The 18,798-nt window shown below is 33.4% G+C and carries 14 protein-coding genes and 1 pseudogene; 13 read left to right on the top strand and 2 right to left on the bottom strand.

Annotated elements, in window-relative coordinates; genetic code table 11:
• Positions 1–195 precede the first annotated feature (195 nt).
• Together U860_RS34760 and U860_RS0130445 are read left to right on the top strand one after the other, a co-directional pair.
• Positions 196–828 (top strand): CdiA family toxin C-terminal domain-containing protein, encoded by a 633-nt coding sequence (locus U860_RS34760; protein WP_025151424.1) that lies wholly within the window; start codon positions 196–198, stop codon positions 826–828.
• 24 nt (positions 829–852) lie between these two features.
• On the top strand, positions 853–1,242 hold the full coding sequence (locus U860_RS0130445) for a hypothetical protein (protein WP_050447587.1): 390 nt from the start codon (positions 853–855) through the stop codon (positions 1,240–1,242).
• 217 nt (positions 1,243–1,459) lie between these two features.
• Here U860_RS0130445 and tnpB read toward each other — a convergent pair whose 3' ends face one another.
• Entirely contained in the window at positions 1,460–2,581 is a 1,122-nt protein-coding gene (gene tnpB / locus U860_RS0130440) for an IS200/IS605 family element RNA-guided endonuclease TnpB (RefSeq protein WP_025151422.1), read from the bottom strand.
• Positions 2,582–2,849: 268 nt separating this feature from the next.
• Between tnpB and U860_RS36740 the strand changes: the two are divergent.
• The 3 genes and pseudogenes from U860_RS36740 to U860_RS34755 all read left to right on the top strand — a co-directional run.
• Positions 2,850–2,930 (top strand): annotated as a pseudogene (locus U860_RS36740) (ATP-binding protein); the annotation flags it as partial.
• 99 nt (positions 2,931–3,029) lie between these two features.
• Positions 3,030–3,524: a DM13 domain-containing protein gene (locus tag U860_RS0130435; protein ID WP_025151421.1), complete on the top strand. Its 495-nt coding sequence runs from the start codon at positions 3,030–3,032 to the stop codon at positions 3,522–3,524.
• 208 nt (positions 3,525–3,732) lie between these two features.
• Positions 3,733–3,900, top strand: coding sequence for an HNH/ENDO VII family nuclease (locus tag U860_RS34755; RefSeq protein WP_081807013.1), 168 nt, complete (start codon positions 3,733–3,735; stop codon positions 3,898–3,900).
• A gap of 167 nt (positions 3,901–4,067) precedes the next feature.
• Here U860_RS34755 and U860_RS0130425 read toward each other — a convergent pair whose 3' ends face one another.
• The gene (locus tag U860_RS0130425; RefSeq protein WP_025151420.1) at positions 4,068–5,324 is read right to left on the bottom strand and encodes a DUF5068 domain-containing protein; all 1,257 of its coding nucleotides are present in this window, start codon (positions 5,322–5,324) and stop codon (positions 4,068–4,070) included.
• A gap of 1,366 nt (positions 5,325–6,690) precedes the next feature.
• Between U860_RS0130425 and U860_RS0130420 the strand changes: the two genes are divergently transcribed.
• From U860_RS0130420 to U860_RS0130385, 8 genes are all read left to right on the top strand, one after another.
• Positions 6,691–7,557 carry an Rgg/GadR/MutR family transcriptional regulator gene (locus U860_RS0130420; protein WP_025151419.1) on the top strand — a complete coding sequence of 289 codons (867 nt, stop codon included), beginning with the start codon at positions 6,691–6,693 and terminating at the stop codon, positions 7,555–7,557.
• Positions 7,558–7,786: 229 nt separating this feature from the next.
• Positions 7,787–8,083 (top strand): WXG100 family type VII secretion target, encoded by a 297-nt coding sequence (locus tag U860_RS0130415; protein ID WP_025151418.1) that lies wholly within the window; start codon positions 7,787–7,789, stop codon positions 8,081–8,083.
• A gap of 75 nt (positions 8,084–8,158) precedes the next feature.
• The gene (gene esaA, locus U860_RS0130410; RefSeq protein WP_025151417.1) at positions 8,159–11,875 is read left to right on the top strand and encodes a type VII secretion protein EsaA; all 3,717 of its coding nucleotides are present in this window, start codon (positions 8,159–8,161) and stop codon (positions 11,873–11,875) included.
• 40 nt (positions 11,876–11,915) lie between these two features.
• Positions 11,916–12,410, top strand: a complete 495-nt coding sequence (essA, locus tag U860_RS0130405) for a type VII secretion protein EssA (protein WP_240184512.1) — start codon at positions 11,916–11,918, stop codon at positions 12,408–12,410.
• A 3-nt stretch (positions 12,411–12,413) separates the two neighbouring features.
• On the top strand, positions 12,414–12,686 hold the full coding sequence (locus U860_RS0130400; protein ID WP_025151415.1) for an EsaB/YukD family protein: 273 nt from the start codon (positions 12,414–12,416) through the stop codon (positions 12,684–12,686).
• Positions 12,687–12,689: 3 nt separating this feature from the next.
• A complete protein-coding gene (gene essB / locus U860_RS0130395; protein WP_025151414.1) occupies positions 12,690–13,865 on the top strand; it encodes a type VII secretion protein EssB in 1,176 nt (391 codons plus the stop codon).
• Positions 13,843–18,318 (top strand): type VII secretion protein EssC, encoded by a 4,476-nt coding sequence (essC, locus tag U860_RS0130390; RefSeq protein WP_025151413.1) that lies wholly within the window; start codon positions 13,843–13,845, stop codon positions 18,316–18,318. Before essB ends, essC begins: the two co-directional genes overlap by 23 nt.
• Before the next feature lie 93 nt (positions 18,319–18,411).
• Positions 18,412–18,798 (top strand): DUF5082 family protein (locus tag U860_RS0130385; protein ID WP_025151412.1); only part of this gene is annotated, 387 nt, incomplete at its 3' end.

Genomic DNA, 18,798 nt, shown 5'->3' with positions numbered 1-18,798 from the left:
GCTATATTGCAGATTAAGGGGTCTCGCTGACAAAACGTGAAAATTATATGTTATGACATTTGCTAGATTCTGAGAGTAAAGAGAATATTTTTAACATAGATTAAGTAACATCAAAAGGTGAATAGGCTATACACCCCTAGTTAACATAAGGCTACTTATCAGTAGCAAGGACAAGGGGGAATCCGTTTTATAGCAATGGATTCATCAGTCCTTCCTACTAAGAAGTTAGAAAATATAGCAAAAGAGTTAAAGGGTGGGAACAAACTTTTAAAAGGTGTAGAATTAACTGAAAAAGAAGAGAAAATATTAAAAGAGGCAGGGTTGCTTGACAAAGTTGGCAAAGTCGAAAATGTTGGGAAAGCCAGCGTGGTTAACAACTTTAAATTTGGTGATAATGCCGAAAATCATCTGAAAAATGTTGAAAAAGTAAATGCAAAAAGGGGAGTAAGTGGTGGTCATAATTTAGATGAATTTAGAAGAACCTTAGCTCCAAAGGATGTAAACTTTGAAGATTTAATAATAACAAAGAAATCCCATCCTACAATTAATGGTGTGTACGAAATTGAGTATAGGATTCCACGTAAAGATATGGCAGGAAATATTGCTAAACCTATAACATACAAAGATATTTATACGCCGAAGACAGTTTATGATCCAAAAGTAGTTTCAGATGCGCAAATGTTTGAATGGGGAAAAAATGCAATGCAAAATGGAACAATTCAAGCCGATGGAAGAACTGTGATAGGTACATCTTCTAATGGGTTAAAATTCAAAGGGTTTCTTGATTCAGAAGGGAATATTAAAAACTTTTATCCAATGTTAAACTAACTTTAGATTTTTAGGAGGAAAATAATGAGTGAGTATATTATTGTTACTGATAAACCAACAATTGATAAATTAATGTTGACGTATTTTTCAGTAGTAAGTGACAAACAATTTAAGAAAGCTTTAAGATGTTTTTCTCAAAAAAGAGGATATGGAGAAGAATTTGTGGCAGTTCTTTTTAAATATGATTTTGATGATTTTGATTTAGCACAGCTTTCGAAGCACATAGATGATTCTCATGTGATATTAGAAATGGACTATCCCGCTGCTGATAGAGATACTCAAGTCTACTTAACTTTTAATGAATTTTATGATTATTTGATTAACAGAGTTTCGGCTATTATAGAGGATAATCCAGACGAAAAATCTGAGTTAAATAAGCTGTTATTAGAAGTGAAAATAGGATTTAATTTATAAACTTGTCTATTTTGTTAGATTCTGAGAGTAAAGAGAATATTTTCAACACAGATTAAGTAACATCAAAAGGTGAATATCCTATACACCACTAGTTAACATAAGGCTACGAAAATGCCTATATTAAAGAATTTACCTATTGAACTACCCCCACTTTCACTTCGTTTAGAAGTGAAAGTGGGGGATTCCTAAGTAAAGAGTTCTATCGAACTCTAATTTATTAGGCTATCTCCGCAGTCCTTGCGGTTAGAAGCCTTATCGCTTCATTCTTTAGATTGATACTTGCGTTAATATCCCTATCATGATGTGTACTACAAGAAGGGCAATCCCATTTACGTAGGTTTAGATTTTTAACGTCTTTGTTTTGATATCCACAACAAGAACATAATTGGCTTGAAGCAAATGTTTTCGATACGACAATGACTTGTTTACCGTACCATGTTGCTTTATATTCCAACATGGTTCGAAACTGTGACCATGATACCTCACTAATCGCTTTTGCTAACTTATGATTCTTTAACATATTCGATACTTGCAAATCTTCTATACCGATAACATCGTGGTTTTTGATGATTTCAGTTGAGATTTTGTCCAAGTAATCTTTTCTAGCGTTTGTCATATATTCATGAATTCTAGCAACCTTTATTCGTTGTTTATTCCAGCGAGAAGATCCTTTCGTTCTTCTAGAAAGAACACGCTGTGCTTTGGCTAACTTCTCTTCTAATGATCGAAAAAACTTCGGATTTTTATAGGTTGTTCCATCTGACAAAATGGCAAAATCTTTTAGTCCTACATCCATTCCAATGTAAGAATGTGTTTTCGGAAGTTCTTGCACTTCTGTTTCTACTAACAATGACACAAAGTATCTACCAGAAGGGTTCCGTCTAACCGTAGCATTTAAAATACGTCCATTTACTTCACGACTTTTGGCAAATCGAACAAGACCTAGTTTTGGCAATTTAATTTTATTTCCTACAACGGCAATGTTTTCATTTGTTTGTTTTGTGGTGTAAGATTGTACGGTATTCTTCTTAGATTTGAAACGCGGGGCACTGTTTTGTTTTTTGAAAAAACGTGTATAAGCATCCGCAAGGTTGCGAACAGACGACTGAATAGCAATGCTATCTACTTCTTTTAACCAAACAAACTCTTTCTTCATGGCAGGAAGTTTGGCAGAGCATGTACCATATGTCAAACCTTTTCCTGTTTCTTCGTATGCGTTATCCCATAGAGATAGGAAATGATTGAATACAAAACGAGAACAACCAATCGTTTTATTGATTAGCGTTGCTTGTGCTTTATTTGGATATATACGAAATTTATATGCTTTATTGATAATCATTCGTTTCACCTCCAGTTCGACATATGTCTATTATACAACAAACATACATTCGATAGGTAGTGAAGTGATAATGACAAATTATCCAGTAACACTTTACATATGTCGAACAATTAAGATGGCTTCATGACATCCCTTGTCCGAAGCCAATTCATCTCCCACCTACTCACTGGGCTGCGACCCTTCACGTTCCTTGAGGAAGGAGTCTACTTGGCTAAAATGATAAATTACTCTTGATTCCTACAATTATAATACATATTTAATGTTATTTATAAGTGTTCGGGATCGTTCGGATAAGCAACAGGGATGTGAATTTTGGTTTACTCTTCCCGTTACATCAGAAAAGAAATGAGACGGTTGAAAGACTTTTGTAATAATTATGTTATAAAAATGAAAGACCTTCGTGTTAACTTACATATAAGTACTATGATGTTACAGGGGAGATTATTTTATGAAAATAAAATCTGTTTTATTGATTACAGGGTTTGTAATGATCGGGGGGATTTTATGGTTTTTATTCCGTCCCGAAAAATTATTTATTGATAAGCAAATTAATGAAGCATTGCCACAAACAGAAATAAAATCAAAAGAAGTTAAACAACAAGAACGAGTAATAAGCAAAGGGCAGTTTCAAAATGGTATTCATGAAACGACGGGAGTAGCGACAATCTATCAACTATCGAATGGAAAGCGCATTCTAAGACTTACCAATTTTGAAACCTCTAATGGTCCAGATGTTCGAGTGGTATTGCTTCCTGTGAAAAGTTTAAAAAATAATGAAGATGTTAAAAACTATCAGTATATTGAATTAGGTAAGTTAAAGGGAAACAAAGGATCTCAAAACTATGAAATTCCTGAAGAGGTAGATATCGATGCATATGGTTTAGTTTCTATATGGTGTAAGAGGTTTAATGAAAATTTTGGTATGGCTCATTTTGAGAAATAAAGAGAGATATAGGAAAATATTGATATGTATATAGGCTACAAGGTCATTCAAAAAAGGATGTTAATGATGTTGTAAGTTTTACAACTATATATGTGTCAATATATAGAAAACAAATATAATTACTAAAGCACCTTCTCTGAAATCAAGGTGCTTTTTCTTTTTCAAACAAATTCAATTTCATCATACGACTCAGCGAGAACCAGGAAGCATGGTTGAATTGCCAGCTAGTAAACATCGGGAATACTCAAAACAGCTTCATGGCAGAATTGATGATGGGGAAAGTTTTAGAAATGATGAGATTTTAAAAGCTCAGTATGAGCGATTTCGTGATTATTACTGGAAACAGAGAGCACAAGATTACCAAAAAATACAATAGAAGATTAACTTATAGCGAATTAAAAGAAGAGAGTCAAATTAGTATATCAACCCTCTGTAGACGATTCGAAACTACAAAAATCAATGATATTTGGAATCATATTGAAAGAAATATAATAACAAGTAAAGAACCCTCTTCGTCAGTTTGAAGAGGGTTCAGGAACATATCTATTTTGGTAATGTAAATTTCACTTTGTGTCCTTTTGAAATGTCTTTTGCATCTTTGTTTCTCATAGGTCCTAATTCAATTTCAAAGTTTTTGTTTTTCCAAATCTTTTCATATTGCTCTCCATCTAAAATGAAAACCTGTAATAACTCTCCAGATGTTCCCGCTTTAATCGAATCATTATATTTGTAATTTAGTAACATACCTTCGTTAAGCACATATTGTGCACCATCATTAACACTTAATTTTGAACTTATTGGAGACGGTGAAATATCTTCGGTCTCTTTGTTATCAAGTTTAAATTTAACTGTCAATAAAACAATACCATTTTTAAAATTTTCAAATCGAGGGGCTTCAACGGAATTTGGCGTGAATTTGGTAAATTGGTATCCATCTAATGTAACATTGGTAGAACCTAATTGTTCACTTTTGTTAATGTTTGCTTTCTCGCTTAGCATTGTTTTCTCGCCCATATTTTGAGCCGTTGCTTTATCTTGATAAAAAGCTGTATCGGTTGAAACTTTTTGATCGCCTTTTTTGTTTAAACTTAATGCAAAAGTTCCAGCACTTCCAATTGGGGCGTCATATTTTCCTTTATTCGCTTGTGCTTCAGGGACTTGGACTGAAACTGTTGATAGCTCTAAAACTTTTGTTAAATCATCTTTACCAAATGGGTATGCAATATAACCAGAAATACTCTCGCCAGCTTTTACTAAATAATTATTGCTTGGAGATAACTTTGTAGTTAATTGTTCTTCCTTTGGAAGTAAATCTTTATAGTTACTGTAATCCTTCTTAGCACCTGTAAATGTTATATTTAAATTTGGCATATAATAAACATCTTTTTGTGAATCGTTCTTTACAGTATAGTGTGCAAGAATAACCCCACCATTTGTTTGGTTATTAAAAGGAATATTAAAGTCGGTATGAAAATCATTTAATTCAACTAATGAGTAGTTGTCAAGTGATACTGAAACATCTTGTAACTTATGTACTTTTGGTTCTTTGTTTTCATAAATGACTTTTGTTTTTCCTTGTGTTTCTTTCTCCATATACGAGATAAGCGTTGAATAATCGTTTGATTTAGCTTTTGTATCTTTAGATTCTTTTTCTTTTGCTGTATCTTTTTTCTCTTCCTTATTTTCCTTTGTCACATTCTTTTTTGGTTCGGTAGTTGCTTTATCACTTTGACCACAACCAGTTATCATAAGAGCTGTAACCATCCCAACAGAAAATAAAGACATTAATTTTTTTGACATTTTTCTTCCCCCTGTTTTCCCACTATTAAACTTTTAATCTACACAATCAGATGATTGGATATGTCCCCCTCCCTATAAGCGCTAAGTTTTATTATAGAGAAAAAATTTCCAGTTTACTACCTTTTTCTAGTGTTTTACAGGATCCAAGTCCCTTATGATTTTGTATAAAAAAGGAGTGAAGAATTTAAATTCTTCACCCCTTTTTTGTTGAGGGATATATTGACCAACTAGATTTTAAAGAAAAGTCCTGAAGAGTTTTGAAAACTAAGGCTTCAGCCTTAGTTTCTTTAGTGATTTTTTCTTTCTGTTCCTTTAGCTGATTTAGGGTTAATGTGTAGCTTTGAAATAAAGTCGTACTGTTTATAAAAAGGATGCACCGTTTTATCCCTTTGGATTTACTTATCTATAGGGATATTTTTATTAAGAAAAGGAATAAAATATATGAATTGAATATAAAAATGTTTTGACTCTTTAAAGATATTCCATAATTTAGTATTATTTGTATATGGAATATTTTGTTTGTATGAAAGGTTTAACTTGATGTTTTTACAAAAATATAAGGGTTTGATTCTAGGGGTAGTTGGTGCTGTTATAGGGGTAATATCCTAGGTTTATCTTAAAGACTTAGATTATATATAGGGCGTGCCTTAAGGTGTTTTCTTTAACATTGATAATTATAGAATAGGTTATTGCCTGTAATTCGAACCATTTCTATAATGCTAGAGTTTCAACTAAAAGGCATCAGAAAATAAGTTTGATAAGTATTAATTTAACAAGTTAATACAAAATGTGCTAATATAGTGATAAAAAGGAGGGAAAAGGAAAGAAAAGGAAAGGGAAAGGGAAAGAATACATCTCCATATCTGCTTTCAATATTTGGATTAGGATTGTTTTTTTAGTTAGGCACGGTTTATTAATATTTTTAGCATATTGGAAAGATGAAGTAATTTTGCTAAATAACTTAATTTTATTTGCAATAGGAGTATTATTATTAATTGTTTCAATGTTTTTTAATAAGCAATGTAGTAAAGCAAAACAAGTATAAATTTATTTAGAATCTAAAAGCCTACTTGTTTAAAGGAAAGGAAACAAGGGTAAAGGATTTTTATCTACCTTATTCAATGTTTTATAATTCCAGTTCTTCTTGTTTCATCTATCAGCGAAAAATGCATAGGTTCTGGTGCAAAATTATTCTATAAAGTGATTATTATCCACCACCACATAGTAACAACTCCTCTCATTGCTTATTAAAAAATAATAATAAGAAAAAGGCAATTTTTTTGAATGTGTAGCGTAATAAGTGATTTTTATAAAAATACGACACATATTAGTCGGATAAGAATCATTCGGAAGGGCGAGATGTTTTATGGAGATCGGAGAACTTATTGATTATACGAGAAAACAAAAGGGACTAACTATTAAAGATGTTTGTGGTGATTTTGTTAGTAGATCTGTTTACAACAGATTTGTAAATAATCGTGCAGATACTAGTGTTACAAATCTAACTTATATGCTTTCTAGAATTAATGTATACTTTGATGAATTAAAAGCTTTTGATTACCCAAAGGATGTAAATGTAATCAGTCAGATTATGGGTGAAATAAGAAATGCTTTTATGAAGAAAGATGTAGAAGAGTTAATAAGACTAGAAAGTCTTTGTAATCTAGTTAAAGGGCGAGATGAAATTAAGTATGAACATCTTTCGAGTTTATGTCAGTTGCTCATTGCTAGATTAAAAAATGAAACTCTTGAAACAAGAGAAACTAAAATTTATCAATATTTAATAAACATGCAGACATGGACTCGCTATGAACTAGTTTTATTCAACAACTGTATGTTTGCATTTACGCCTGAATTTATAGAAATCACCCTTGAAAAAGCACTTTTGGGAATCAATCATTACAAAGAATTTAGAGATGGAAAAAGTGAATGCTTTAGGATGTTAACAAATGCAATTGTTTTCTTTATCCAGCACGATAGAATGAATCTTATATGGAAATATATGGATAAAATAAATTCATTTTCACTTGAAGAAGAAATGTTTTTTGAAAAAAACCTAAAATTGGTGATTAATGGTATTTGGGAATGTTTGAGAGGAAATAAAGAAGGGGAAGAAATGCTAAAAAAAGCACAGGTGGTCTGTAAATATATAGGTGCCGATAATTATTACAAGATGAATGAAGAATTAATTGAATTTATAAAACAGAAGTACGAAATTAAAATTTCTACATAAGGTTTATATTTTTTGGGGAGGTTGTAATTACTAAATTATGACCTTCCTTTTTCTATTTCATTTATTTTTTTATGTTTATACTATTACTCCTTCTTTCAGTGTGTCATATAAGACACGTGTGTATATAATGAGAGGCAAAGAAAGAAGCTCGCTTGATCCAAGATTTAAAATAATTTTGAATTATATTATATTATCCGTAAGGATAGTTATAAAACAAGGAGATGATTTTATGGCAGGAGCTATTACGGTCACACCCGAACAACTAAAATCTCAGGCGAAAATATATCAAACGGCCTCTTCACAAATTGAAGACGCTATTCGTAAAGTGAATTCTATGAATTCAACGATTGCCCAAGAATGGCAGGGGGAAGCTTTTCGAGCTTACTTGGATCAATTCAAACAGCTTGAAGGTAATGTGAAACAAATGGAAAACTTATTACAAAGTATTCATATGCAGTTGACCAAATATGCAGATACAGTCGCAGACCGTGACCGTCAGGATGCAGGTTCGTTTGGCTTAAATTAAGTGTTTAAAAAAGGGGTCAGTGCAACTCATTGTGCTGACACCTTTTTTAATTTATCTGAAAGGAAGAAATGTATTTTGATAAAAAAATATCAGAGTTATTTTCCATTACTCATCATTATACTTGGTGGATTATTTCTTATTTTGACTTTCACTTATTTTGGTTTTAAAGATGATAATGTGTACCGGTCTACAAATCAAAAAGTATCCAAGGTTCAATATGTTTTAGTGAATGAAGATAAAGGGGCTGTTTTTGAGGGGAGGAAGTATGAACTAGGTGCAGACTTTGTTACTCTGATTAATCAAGATTCCAAAAAAAGTTGGCAGACGGTCAGTAGGAATATTGCTAATGCAGGAATTGAGAATGGTCAATTTGATGCAGAAATTATTATTCCTCAAGATTTCTCCGAACGTCTTTTGTCCCTTCAAAGTATAGCACCAGAAAAGGCGACCATTAATTATCGTGTACGTAAAGGGCAAAATGAGATATCCAATCAAGCCGTTCAAACACAAGTAAATGATATTTTGAAAGATTTCAATCAACGAGTTGTGCAGATGTATTTCTCAAGTATTGTAGGAAATTTATCAGAAGCCCAACTAAATGTTAATAAAATTGTTGGAGCAGAAACTGATGCTAAGAAATATCTGATGACAAATATTCAAGATCCATTTAAGGAGTTGTCGGGAGGATTTAATAATTTATCAAATGTTTCGAGTATTCTTGATGAAGATAATAAAGGTTTTCTCTCGGAACAGCAAGCATTTGTTTCATCCGTAAAAACTCTAATGGATGATAATAATAAGAGCTTAGAAGCAGGCAGTACCTCGACAAAAGAAGCCAAAAAATCAGCTAACGAAAATATCGATAAAACAAATGAAAAGTTAAAAGATTCCTTAAAGCAATTTGAGGATCAATTTAACCTACAAAAAAAGCAATTTGAGGATCAATTTAACCTACAGAAAACGCAATTAGAAAACCAACGGCAATCTGATTTATCGGGATATAAAGCAAAATATGATGGTTTGAACCAATCAATGTTTAAACAACTAGGAAACTTTTATACACCGGCAGCAGGTGAAGTGAATTCATCTGGGGTTTATACGGAATTCTTGCTAAACGCCAAGCTATTTCAAGAAACACAAACTGTTCGAATTGATGAACTAAAAGATGAAATTAAGCAATTGCAATCGCAAGTTGAAACTCTTAATGATTTAAGAAAACAGATTGCACAAACTTATTATGGAAGTGCAGAAAAAAATCCAGATACAGCTTCTGAGGAGGATATTAAACAGGCGATTGTGAAACTAATGGCTGATTCAAAAGAAAATAAAGTTAATTTAGATAATCGTTATCGTCAAATGATAGAAGAAAGTCTACCACAAATTCCAGCAGACACTTTAGAAAATCTTTTACAAAAGTTAATTGCTGAGAATATTATAACTGATTCTCAATCTAAAAAATTCCAAGATGAGCTAACTATAGTTCGGCGTTATGCGAAAAATTTTGAAAAAGAAATAGGAAAGGAAGGAAACTTTTCCTATCTAGAAGCTAAGCCTGAACATAACTCTATAATTCCTATAAATAGTAGGGAGGTCACTATATCTATTGATCCAACAAAAGATAATAGAATCTCTTTGAAGACAGACCATACAGAACAAGGAAGTTTAGGAATAAGAAATTTGACGGATCTTTTACCGGTGTTAAAAACAGAATTGGATCAAAAACTCAAATCATATGGGTACATTTCTGAGTGGAGTGAAGTTTCTAATCATGAATTCAGTATTTCATTGAAAAAGAACCCCACAGAACCAGAGGAACCAAAACCGCCGGTAGATCCGCCAACGGATCCAGAGAAACCAAAACCGCCGGTAGATCCGCCAACGGATCCAGAGAAGCCAAAACCGCCGGTAGATCCGCCAACGGATCCAGAGAAACCAAAACCGCCGGTAGATCCGCCAACGGATCCAGAGAAACCAAAACCGCCGGTAGATCCGCCAACGGATCCAGAAAAGCCGAAACCGGAAACAGGATCGAAACCAGAAACAGAAAATGAGCCTAATAGGCCAACTTCTAAAGAAAAGGATCTTCCGCCGTTACCTTCAAGTTTTAGCTTAACGTTTAAGGCGGATTTTGATTGGACCTTGGATGAAGATATGAAGAAAAAATCTTTTGTCTCTGTTGATTATTCATGGATTGTTAATGAGCAAACTCAAGTGAATGCCAGCTATGCAGAATATATAGATGTAAATAAGAATTTAATATCTGACTTACCTGAGTTATTGAAACAATTTCAAATGCTTGATAGCACTGCACAGCAAATTGTTACCTTATTTGGAAATCCAGAAGATTCCATATCTATTGATAGCTATGCAGATATGGTTAACAAAACTGAAAATCAAGAGAAGACTCTCGAAGAGTTGGCAAATCCAAACTCTGTTTATCGTATGTATAACAATATCACAGGTGAACAAAAGATAGATGCTATTACAGAGAAAATTTATGAAGAATTTAAGAATAAAGGAAATCAACTCTATACAGATATTGAAGGCCAAATAAAAAATTTACAAGAAACAATTGGATCAACAACGGATAAAAATCATGATGGAACAAAAAATACATTATATGGAACTTTAAATCTAATGACTGAACCTCAGAAGTTTCTGAATGAAGCAGAAAAGTTAAATAATTGGTTTGTACAAGCCAATCAACAGATTAATGAAACGTATCAATCATGGAAAGAAAATGAAAAAATCCAGGAAGAATCTGTAAAAAGTGCAGAAAATCAACATCCTGCAGAAAATCAACATCCTACAGAAAATCAACATCCTGCAGAGAACGATACAATACCAATTACTTCAGAAACAGATAGCTTAGTAAAAGAAATGGAAGATTTAGTTCAGAGTTCAAAGAACTCGGCTGAAAGTATAGAAAAATCTGCAGCGAAAGCTCATGACATTTCTCCAAAAATTCAGGAGTTAAAAGAAAATACAGATAATGTTCAAAAAAATGCAGATACTGTTTTGAATAATTTAAATACTTCAGTCGCTCAAATTCAAAAGAATACAAGTAAAAATGAAAAATACTCAGAAGAGTTTAGCAAAGTGCTTTCTAATACCAAACGAGGTGGAGCAGATAATTATAAAGTATTCAATTTTCTATCAGCCCCAATTGCTACAAAAGGAAGTTTTGAAGCTACTCGCCAAACGTCTATTATTCCTTACTATATGACGCTTGTTGGAGCTGTTCTTTCAGTCATTACCGGCATTTCCTTATGTCGTACTATTCAACGTAGAGAAATTACGAAAGATATGGTTTTTATTACACCTACAAGGGCATGGCTAAATGTTCCTAATGTTATGAAGGTAACAGGTGTCAGTCTAATTATCTCACTGTTCTTTGCTGGAATAACTACTTTTAGTATTTTGAAAGTTTTTAATATCTCTTGGTTTAGTTACACGTTCCTAAATATTTTAGGTGGAACTTTATTAATAACAGGTTTTTCTCGTCATTTTAAAAATATAACACTCTATGTTTGTGTTTCACTTTTAGGATTATATCTCATGTTAACACCATTATTAGGAATGCATACTCGTCCGGGTAGTATTGTCGATTTATTGTATCGTTTTTCACCGCTTCAAAACATAGAAAATGGTTATACAGCACTAAGCAACGGTATTCATGTTGGATGGGAAAGTTACTTGTTATTGGTAATTATTATTGTTGTAGGAATTGGTACGAATTTCATTGCTTTTCCAGGTGTGAAAAAGTCAGAGAAAGCTGAACAAAAGCAATAACTTATGTTGTTAGGAGAAAGGATGTACGAATTTGGAAAAAATGATAAAACCAAAATTTCTCGTTTTTTCTCTTCTAATTTCTTTTTGTGTGACAAATCTTTTTACTAGTTTTAGCAGTCTAGCCTATGCTGAAGATGGAAAACTAACGATTCATAACAACGTGATTTATGAAAAAGAAAATCATAAAAATAATAATTCTGTTACAGGGATAGAAGATTTGTTTATAAAAGACAAAAACACAAAAAATAAGGAACTTGAGAAAGAAAATAGAAAGAGTACTTCAAGTATAAAAGAAAAAGTATTTCTTACCGCTGAGAGTGTAGAAAAGAAACCACAGGATACAATTACCAAGAAGCTGTTTTCTAAAGACTATACAGCTTCTAATGAAAATGAAGCAACTGTGGAAGATACCAATTATGAAATTCCTAGATGGACCCTCTGGATACTGTTAAGCATGGGTGTGATTGGAATATTAATTTTAGGCTGGTTATTAGGTAAAAGATTTTCAAACCTATTTATACGGAAAAAGGAGTAAACAATGGCAGAAAGAACAATGATTAATATCGAACTTCATGTTAATGAGCAAATACTTGATTTAACAATACCTAATCAGGTTTCTTCTAATAGATTGAAAGAACTATTGGTTGATTCATTATCTTTAGTAAATATAGAATTGCCCACTCATTTTTCATTGGAAGTAAAAAATAAGCCAATTCATTTAGATGAAAATGTTATATTGGCGAAATATCCATTGGCGGATGGTGATCAATTAGCCGTAAAAGAAATTATAGGGAGTTTGGAGGAACGCTAGAGTATGGGGGAAATGAAAAATAGTTTGATAGTTATTAAAGAGGAAACTACATCTACTTTTATTAAAGTGCACTTAACAGCTAATCAATATTCTTTGTCAGGTGTAAAGCAATTCCAGTTATTTTTAAATAAAGCACCACACTTTTTGACTGGAAAGATAGAGGTGGCGAATGAAGAACAGGTCATTATCACTTATGAAAAAGATGAATTATCTTTTTCGCTTGAACAATATGTTAAAAAATTAGATGAATTTGATCGCCTTCTTTTAGCACAAAAAGTAAATTTCTTAAAAGAATATCTTAACCAACCAGTAACGCCATTTATCCATCCTAAAAATATCTTTATTTTTGGGGAAGAGTTGTTTATTGGTCATCGTGGCGTAATGAATACCGTTATTCCTTATCTTCCAACAGAAGAAGTATATCTAAAACAATACAAGGCATTACTTCTTTATATTTTAAATCCAAAACTGGATTTTGAGAATCTAATTGATGGGGCCGGTGCAGTCCGAGATCCTTTTTCCGAAAAAATTCAAGAATCTTCTTCGTTTGAAGAGATAGACAAGTTACTAATGGAAACAGTTGCGATTCAAAAGGAAAAAAGAAATGCTACAAGCATACTGGTGAAAAGTAGAAATCACACTGTTTTTAAGTGGGGAACAATTATTCTTGGTCTTGCAACATTAGGTCTTTCAATAGGGGTAGGGATATATTCATTAAATATTGTACCTCAGCAAAAACGAATCATAAGTGCCGAATCAAAGTTTATTTCAAATAATTATTCAGATGTTCTAGATTCTTTAAAGGAAGACAAACCAGAGAATCTTCCTAAAAGCGCACTATATGTGTTAGCAGTGAGCTCGATTCAACTAGATAGCTTGTCTAATGAGCAGAAAGAATCTGTATTAGGGACTATCTCCCAAAAATCAAATGATAACACATTACTTTATTGGATCTATATAGGAAAAGGAGACTTTGAAAAGGCCTTAAATATTGCTAAAAATATTGGAGATAATCAATATATTCTTCACGCCTATACAAAAGTTTATGATGTAACAAATGCAGATAACAAGATGAATGGTGCGAAGAAACAAGAATTACTTTCGAAATATAAGGAAGAGATGGAAAAGTACATGAAGTTATTGGAGGGTAAGACGGATGATCAGAAATCTAAACAATAGATTATCTAGTGAAGGTGTACCAATTGATGATCAAATTGTAAATAAAGCGTCTGTACTCTATGATATTTTTTCATTTGGTCATATATTTTCGCATCACGAACTAACAATGTCAAAGCCATCACTTAAGATTGGTAACCATGAAATTTCTTTTGATGGCACGCATTTGTTCTTGGATCAAGATCCATGGACAGGTGATATGAAGGACGGAATTCTCGCGTTACCTCATGAAAAATTAGAAGTTTTAACTACTATCAAGCCGAAAACAAATTTTGTGATTTCTTCTTCAAAAGACTCAGGAATCACCATTCCGACTAAGGCTTTTGCCCTGGTCACATTTAATGAAAAGAATGAAACTTACCAGTTAAATCTGTTTTCAAATGGGGTAGTAGTTTACTTTAATGGAAAGAAAGTAGATCGATTAGAAAAAGTTTTGTCTGTAGGGGATCAACTTGTTATTGATGGTGTGCTTATTGAATTGAGAGAAAAACAATTTAAGTTGTGTAAGATAACCAATGAATTTTCACTAAATTCTTGGGAGATTATTAACGAGATATTTATTCCAGAATACCCAAAAAATTTCCCTGAATTTAGACGTAGTCCAAGAATTCATTTACGAGAGCCTAAAGAAGAGATAGCAATTCAACCTCCAAGAGCTGAGGAAACTGAGGGGAGAAGTGATTTATTGCGTACGATTGTTCCGCCATTGGCAATGGTTGTTTTAAGTGGTGCAACGAGCGTATTAAGTAATGGAAACCCTATTATGATGTTAAGCATGGGGGGAGTAAGTTTACTCACGGCAGGGTTCTCTGTTTCAAGTTATATTACGAATAAGAAAGAAGTGAAACAAAAGAATCTTAAGCGAAGTGAGTACTATGAAAAGTATCTTATTCAACAGGAAAAAGAATTGTCGTTGCTCTCTCAAAAGCAATTTGAAGCTTTAACGTATAACTTCCCTGATATGGATTCATTGTCTTTGATGACAAAAGAATACAGTCCACGAATTTATGAAAAAACTATGACAAACGCTGATTTTTTAAGTATTCGTTTGGGTCATGGAGAGATTCAAAGTAGTTATAAAGTCAGTTATCATTCTAGAGAAGAAGATGATGCTTTAAGTAAATTTGCAGAAGAAAAAATTGTTTGGCCACATCAAACGTTAAAAGATGCACCTATTGCCATTTCGATGTTAAATCAAACGTTAGGACTTGCAGGAACAAAAACAGTACTACGAATAGCTGTACAGACAATATTATTTCAGCTTTCCGTTTTACATTCTTATAGAGATGTAGAATTTGTAGCATTAGTTCCAGAAGAAGATTATCAAGATTGTTGGCATGCATGGCGTTGGTTGCCACATTTTCAAATACGGAGCTTAAATTTAAGAGGAATTATTCATAATTCACAGACACGTGACATGGTTTTAAATTCGTTCTATCAGTTGTTAACAAAACGTCGGCAACAAGTCAAAGAGGCGGGCAATGAGAAAGTAACCTTTGCTCCGCATTATATGTTTACGATTTTAGACGAGAGCTGGCTCTCTGGGCATGGATTAAATGAATTTTTAGCTGAAGATATGAGTCAATACGGTGTTACGGTCATTTGGGGGAAAGACGCGTTAAACATGTTGCCAGAGACAGCAACCACAGTTATTGATTATCAAAGTAACGAATCCGCGGTATTAATTAACAATAATAATGAATACGTGAATCAACTTTTTGTTCCCAACCATTTACCCAAAAGTTATCCAATTGGGCAAGCAATACAACGCATAGCTAATTTAGAACATGTTGAGGTAGAGAAAAATGCGATTCCAGAATCGATTGACTTTCTAGAATTATATGATGTGAAAAATGTTGGAGAGTTACATATTGGTGCTCGTTGGGAAAAAGCAGACACTTCAAAGTCATTAGCTGTTCCTTTGGGTGTTCGAGGAAAAGATGACATTGTTTATTTGAATTTACACGAACGAGCACATGGCCCACATGGACTCGTGGCAGGTACAACAGGATCTGGTAAATCGGAAATTGTCCAAAGTTATATTTTATCTTTAGCAGTAAATTTTGCACCAGAAGACGTTGGCTTTTTACCGATTGATTTTAAGGGTGGAGGTATGGCGAATTTATTTAAGAATTTACCACATCTGTTAGGATCGATTACAAACTTAGACGGTGCAAGTTCTGCAAGAGCATTACAAAGTATTCGAGCAGAATTACAAAAGAGACAACGGAAATTTGGTGAATTTGGTGTTAATCATATTAATGGGTATACCAAGTTGTACAAACAGGGAAAAGAAATTGCTGATCCTGTAGAAAAGAAAAAATATCCATCAGAACCATTGCCGCACCTTTTCTTAATCAGTGATGAATTTGCAGAATTAAAAGCAAATGAACCAGACTTTATGGCTGAGCTAGTATCAACTGCACGTATTGGTCGTTCGTTAGGAGTTCATTTGATTTTAGCTACTCAAAAGCCAAGTGGAGTGGTGGACGACCAGATTTGGTCAAACTCACGATTCAAATTAGCATTAAAAGTAGCCGATCCAAGTGATTCAAATGAAATTATTAAAACACCTGATGCCGCAACGATTACTCAACCAGGACGAGCGTATTTACAGGTCGGAAACAATGAAATTTATGAACTGTTTCAATCTGCGTGGAGTGGAGCAACTTATAATCCAGATGCACAATATGAAGAAAAAGTAGACGAAAGAATTTGGCTAATTAATCAATTAGGCCAGCACGAATTGTTAACTACAGATTTATCTCAAGATGATGAAGTGTCCATGAAAAAGGAGGAAAAACAAACACAATTGGACGCGATTGTAGAAGATATTGTGATTCATGCTGAAAAAACAAATGCAGTTCTTCCTGAAAAACCTTGGTTACCTCCATTAAAAACAGAAATTGATAGTCCAAAGATTAATGTGGTAACTTCAGGGGATTCGAAAAGAAATCTTTCAGTTCCATTTGGTTTGATGGATATTCCATCAAGACAAGAACAAATTGACTTTTTACTTAATTTAGAAGAGTTGAGTCACCTTGCAATCTATGGATCTCCAGGCTTTGGGAAATCCACTGCATTACAAACTCTTGTAATGAATTTATCAAGAATTAACAATCCTGAACAGGTCCAGTTTAACCTATTTGATTTTGGTACGAATGGTTTACTTCCAATAAAAGATTTACCGCATGTGGTGGATATTGTTCGGTTAGAGGAAGAAGAAAAACTGATGAAGTTCCTCAAACGAATTCGCAAAGAAATTCAAAGTCGAAAAGACGCATTTACAGAGTATGGTGTCGCAAGTCTGTCTCAATATGAAGAGAAGTCAGGAAAGCCGTTGCCAGGGATTGTTACCATTGTTGATGGTTTTGACTCAATTAAGGAGAGTCCTTTAGAGGAAGCTATAGAATCTGTGTTAAATCAGCTTTTACGAGAAGGAGCAAGTTTGGGACTCTATGTAGTTATGACGGTTCTTCGTACGAACAGCTTCAGAATGAGTATGGCGAGTAATATTCCATCACATATTGGGCTATTCCTTGTGGAAGAAGGTGCAATTCGAGATGTTGTAGGGCGTGATGCTTTGATTTCGCAAGAAATTGTTGGACGAGCGCAAATCAAACTAGACGAGCCACATGAAGTTCAAATTTATTTACCAACTCATGGGAAAAATGATATTGATCGATTGAATAATTTAGAGCAAGAGATTGCACAGATGAATCAGCAATGGAAGGGCACACGTCCTATCAAGATTCCGATGTTATCTAAAACGATCTCTATGCATGATTTTTATATAAATCCACAGGTACAAGAGATGTTAGATAATCTACAACTACCACTTGCTCTAAGTAAAGAAACTACAAATGTCGTTGGTTTTGTACCAGAAAAACATGGTTATTTTGTGATTGGAGACGATACGCCACAGCAAACGGAATATATTGAGCGTATAATCGTTCAAAACTTCAAACATTTTGAAGGGAAAGCACAAAGAATTGTGTTTAATGGGAGCGAACGATTTGGCAGATTCAAAGAAAGCTTCGATGTGATTGTATCAGATATGGAGTACAGTACTTTTGTTAATGATCTAATGAGTGAAATTGAAGAAAGAGAGACACAAAGTGAAAATCAACCGATGTTTGTGTATATTCCAGATGCGCAAATATTTGGAGATAAAACATTTATTTCGGATGAAACATTCAATAAATACTTAAAAAATGGTTCTAAAGTAGGTGTTTATTTCATTTTCCACGGCAATCAAAAACAAATTGAGAACAGTTATGATGAATTTAATAAACGATTACGAGCAAATATTCCAGCAGGGATGATTGGAACGCGTTTAGCTGATCAAGGATTGATAAATGTGAAATCTAGTTATAGTGAACCTACAGTGGAATTAGATGAGTCTCATTTCTTTGTTGGACGAAATGCAGGACGAGTGAAATTAGTTAGTGAGTAGATCAATTTATCTGCGAGTGGTGTGTATGGCTGAGTAGTTACAAACAGAAAGATAGTCTTGATAGGGAAATAGATTTTGGGGAGGGAAAACATTATGGCTCAAGAAGAAGATAAAGCCAAAGAAGCTGCACGAAAAGCGGATATCCATGCAAGTGTTGATCGATTTAAGGCAAGTTATGATAGTAAAATGGCTAGCCACAGGGCAAATGCCCAAAAGTTAGAGCGCTTAAAAGCCGCAAAGAGATCTTTACAGGGAGAACTTCATCATTTTGATTCTTATAAGAAAGAGTTTACCAATTTAGGCACGAGTCTAACAACAAGCCAGTTCAAAGGAGCACGTCGTAAGAAATTTGATGAGAAATTAAAAGAAATTGTGACAGCACTTGATGCAGATAAAGAGAAGCACAATGAAAAGCTAAACACGATGAATAATAAAATCATTCTATTAGAAATGGATCAATCTATAATAGGTGACGCTATT

The sequence above is a fragment of the Bacillus sp. H1a genome (genome assembly GCF_000633475.1).
Classification (GTDB): domain Bacteria; phylum Bacillota; class Bacilli; order Bacillales; family Bacillaceae_G; genus Bacillus_A; species Bacillus_A paramycoides.
This window is presented reverse-complemented; position numbering and strand designations above follow the sequence as displayed.